Below are 3,825 nucleotides of genomic sequence, written 5' to 3' on the forward strand. Positions count from 1 at the left end.
GATTGAACGAACCCGCTGACGCGGGAGAGTGTGGCGTATTGGCTGGAATGGCCTCCTGATGGGAAGGTTTGGTTGCTGAGACCAACCTGCAACCAGGAGACCATCCCATGACTGATGCCACGGCAGCGGTAAGCCCGCTGCGCCGTCGTATGATCGACGATATGAGCCTGCGCAACCTGTCACCTGCCACGCAGCGATCGTACATTCACGCGGTCAAACGGTTCAGCCAGTATCACGGTCGCTCACCGGATCGGCTTGGGCTGGAAGATGTCCGTGCGTTTCAGGTCTATCTGGTGTCCCAAGGCGTTTCGTGGGGAGCGCTCAACCAGACGGTCTGCGCCCTTCGCTTCTTTTACGGCGTGACGCTGGACCGTGCGGAGATCCCGGAGCGGATCGCGTATGCACGCACGCCGCGCAAACTGCCGGCGATCCTGAGTGCCGACGAGGTGGTTCGGTTTCTCGAAGCGGTGTCATCGCTCAAGGCGCGTGCCGCGCTGACAACGGCGTATGCCGCAGGACTTCGCGCCGCGGAGGCGGTCAGTCTGAAGGTTGCAGATATCGATAGTGACCGGATGTTGATCCAGGTCCGCCATGGCAAAGGCGCGAAGGACCGCACGGTCATGCTGTCGCCGCAGTTGCTGGGTATTTTGCGGACCTATTGGCGACTGGCGCGTCCTGAGGAATGGTTGTTTCCTGGCCGGGGTGACAAGCCGATCGATGTTCAGGTCCTGCACGCGGCCTGCCGGTCGGCGACCAAGGCAGCGGGCCTGGTCAAGCGGGTGAGCGTGCATACGCTTCGGCACAGCTTTGCGACGCATCTGCTCGAGAGCGGCACGGATATCCGGATCATTCAGGTTCTGCTTGGGCACGGCAACCTGTCGACGACGGCGCGCTACACCCATGTGGCGACGAGCACGATCGCCGGTACACAAAGCCCGTTCGATCGCTTGACCCTTGAGGTGGTGCCACCGGCCTGAGCGGCGGCGGTGCGTTCCGATCTGGAGGTGGCGGATATCTTCCGCCGCCATGGCTGCGCTTATCGCGATGCTCATGACGGCCACATCGGCCGCGTGGAACGCCGCGTCATGTCGGCGATCGAACTGTGTCGGACTTCGGCGCTCGGTGGTCATATCGAGGCCTGCGAAGACTGCGCGCATGCCCGCGTTGCCTATAACTCCTGCCGCAATCGGCATTGCCCCAAGTGCCAGAGTACGACGCGCGAACGCTGGCTTGCCGACCGACAGGCCGATCTGCTGCCAGTGCCCTATTTCCACGTCGTGTTCACGGTGCCGAGCGAGGTCGCCGAGATCGCGTTTCATAACAAGGCGGTGGTCTATGCGATCTTGTTCGATGCCGTTGCGGCAACGCTCAAGACCATCGCCGCCGATCCCAGTCACCTGGGCGGCGAGATCGGGTTCTTGGCGATTTTGCACACATGGGGTCAGGCGCTCACGCATCATCCGCATGTTCATTGCCTTGTCCCCGGCGGCGCGCTTTCTCCGGATGGACGGTGGATCGGTTGCAGGCCGAACTTCTTCCTGCCCATCCATGTCCTCTCCCGCCTGTTCCGACGCCTGTTCCTCGAACGGCTTGCGGTCGCACATGCGGCCGGCCGGTTGCGCTTCTCTGGCAAGCTGGATGGGTTTGACGACACGAGCACCTTCGCCGCCGCGGTCCGCAAGCTGCGGCGTAAGAACTGGATAGTCTATGCCAAGCCGCCGTTCGGATCGCCCGAGCATGTCCTTGCCTATCTTGGCCGCTACACGCACCGGGTCGCGATCGCCAATAGCCGCCTGGTCAGCGCCGACGAGGCCGCCGTAACCTTCCGCTGGCGCGACTACCGTCATGGCAACGCATCCAGGCTGATGTCGCTCGATCCGCACGAGTTCATCCGCCGCTTCCTCATCCACAGCCTGCCGGACGGGTTCCATCGCATCCGCCACTATGGCTTCCTCGCCAATGGCTGTCGCCGTGCACGGCTCGCCACCATCCGAGCGCTCTTCGGCCCGCCCGAGCCGATCGCGGCCGTCGCGGGCGAAGCCGACAATACAACCTCGAGGCTTCCGAACTTTGACCAGACCCGGTGCCCATGCTGTGGCGGCATTCTGCGGATCACTGCCGCTCTGCCACGCTGGCGTATCGCGCGACCGCAACCTTGGCCCGATACATCATGACCTCAAGAGATCGGTCCAACATCAAACCCAGCGGCGTTGCGGCAACGGTGCCGACGAACGCGGCGATGCCCTTTGCCCGGTATCTCGCAGACCCACCCACTGGGCAGCAGTGTCGAGCCGCAGCCAGCTCAAATTGCCGATCGGCACAACGATCGCCGCAGCCTTCGTCGAGAATTGGACGCCGCGACCACTGGCGCTCGGGCTTTGGATCGCCCAAGCCAAAACCGCAACGACCAAGGTTGTAGCACTTATCCCATAGGTCGCGCGCGCGTCAGCGGGTTCGCTCAATCCGGCTTCAATGAGGTCGCGCGCAGTGCCAAGCCCGCCCCTCAGTGCCGCGCGACCTCACAGAACCCTCCAGATTCCCTTCGCGGCGAATGCGTGATTCATGGGGAGCCAGCTTTGATGGAGGCTGGCTGTGGATACGGATTGGCAGAACGATCTCGAGCATTGGCTCGAACCGTTTCTGAAGGGGCTTGGTAATAGGACGCGGCGCCGGATGTGCCCGGCCTATATCGCTGGGCTGATTGGTCCCGGCGATCGCAAGAGCATCCAGCCCATGGCGGCGCGCGTTGACGCGGTCAGCTATGACCGACTGCACCATTTCATCGGCGCCGGCGTGTGGGACAGCGCGCCGCTGGAAGCGACGTTGTGGCAGCAGGCCGATGATCTCGTCGGCGGCGAGAACGCGTGGCTGATCATCGACGACACGGCCTTGCCGAAGAAGGGCAATGCGTCGGTCGGCGTTGCCCCACAGTATGCCTCGCCGCTGGGCAAGAATGCCAACTGCCAGACGCTGGTATCGGTGACGCTGGCCTCGGGGGAAGTGCCGCTCATGCTGAGCCTGCGGCTGTTTCTGCCGGAAAGCTGGACGAGCAATGAAGCCCGCATGATCAAGGCAGGCGTGCCCGAGCAATTCCGGCAGGCCAGGACGAAGCCGGAACTGGCCATAGCGGAGATCGACCGGATCGCTGCTGCCGGGGTGCGCTTCGGCTGCGTATTGGCGGATGCGGGCTATGGGCTTTCGGCACCATTCCGCAAGGCGTTGAGTGCCCGCGGGCTTTGCTGGGCGGTCGGCATTCCCAGGCACCAGAAGGTCTACCCGGCTGACGTGCAACTGATCTTTCCCGTGGCAGGGCGTGGACGGCCACGCTTGCGTCACGTGCCCGACCTCAAGTCGGTCGCGGCTCATACGATATTGGAAGGCGCCAAATGGCGCCGCGTGAGCTGGCGTCGAGGAACCAAAGGCCGCTTGGTCGCACGCTTTGCAGCCATGCGTGCGCGCATCGCTCGAACGGTGAGCGGAAATACTACCTCTCGAACTTGCCTGCGGACACCCCGATCAAGGACGTGGCCGGCGCGATCAAGGCGCGCTGGATCTGTGAGCAGGCGCATCAACAACTCAAGGACGAGCTCGGCCTCGACCACTTCGAGGGCCGTTCCTGGACAGGCCTCCATCGCCACGCGCTGATGACAATGATGGCCTACGCCTTTCTGCAGACCCGCCGCCTCGCTCATGCGGGGCGGAAAAAAAAGAATCGCAGGACCGCCGCCTCAGCCCAGCCTGCCAGCGGTCCGGCAAGCCATCATTGAACGCCTGTCCCGATCGCCACCGATCCAATGTCCCCGATGTGGCTGCTCATGGCCATCG

At 63.5% G+C, this 3,825-nt stretch carries 2 protein-coding genes and 1 pseudogene; all 3 read left to right on the plus strand.

Annotated elements, in window-relative coordinates:
* Window positions 1–107 precede the first annotated feature (107 nt).
* The 3 genes and pseudogenes from GGQ88_RS20910 to GGQ88_RS20925 all read left to right on the plus strand — a co-directional run bounded on the left by GGQ88_RS20910 (window position 108) and on the right by GGQ88_RS20925 (window position 3,767).
* Window positions 108–977 (plus strand): tyrosine-type recombinase/integrase, encoded by an 870-nt coding sequence (locus GGQ88_RS20910; RefSeq protein ID WP_183615338.1) that lies wholly within the window; start codon window positions 108–110, stop codon window positions 975–977.
* A 9-nt stretch (window positions 978–986) separates the two neighbouring features.
* Window positions 987–2,174 carry an IS91 family transposase gene (locus GGQ88_RS20915; protein ID WP_183615339.1) on the plus strand — a complete coding sequence of 396 codons (1,188 nt, stop codon included), beginning with the start codon at window positions 987–989 and terminating at the stop codon, window positions 2,172–2,174.
* Window positions 2,175–2,592: 418 nt separating this feature from the next.
* Window positions 2,593–3,767 (plus strand): annotated as a pseudogene (locus GGQ88_RS20925) (IS701 family transposase).
* The last annotated feature ends 58 nt before the right edge of the window (window positions 3,768–3,825 follow it).

This window comes from Novosphingobium hassiacum (assembly GCF_014196055.1).
GTDB lineage: Bacteria > Pseudomonadota > Alphaproteobacteria > Sphingomonadales > Sphingomonadaceae > Novosphingobium > Novosphingobium hassiacum.

Excerpts from the sequence above, each read along its gene's own strand:
- GGQ88_RS20910 (WP_183615338.1), top strand. The coding sequence starts at position 108 with ATGACTGATGCCACGGCAGCGGTAAGCCCGCTGCGCCGTCGTATGATC.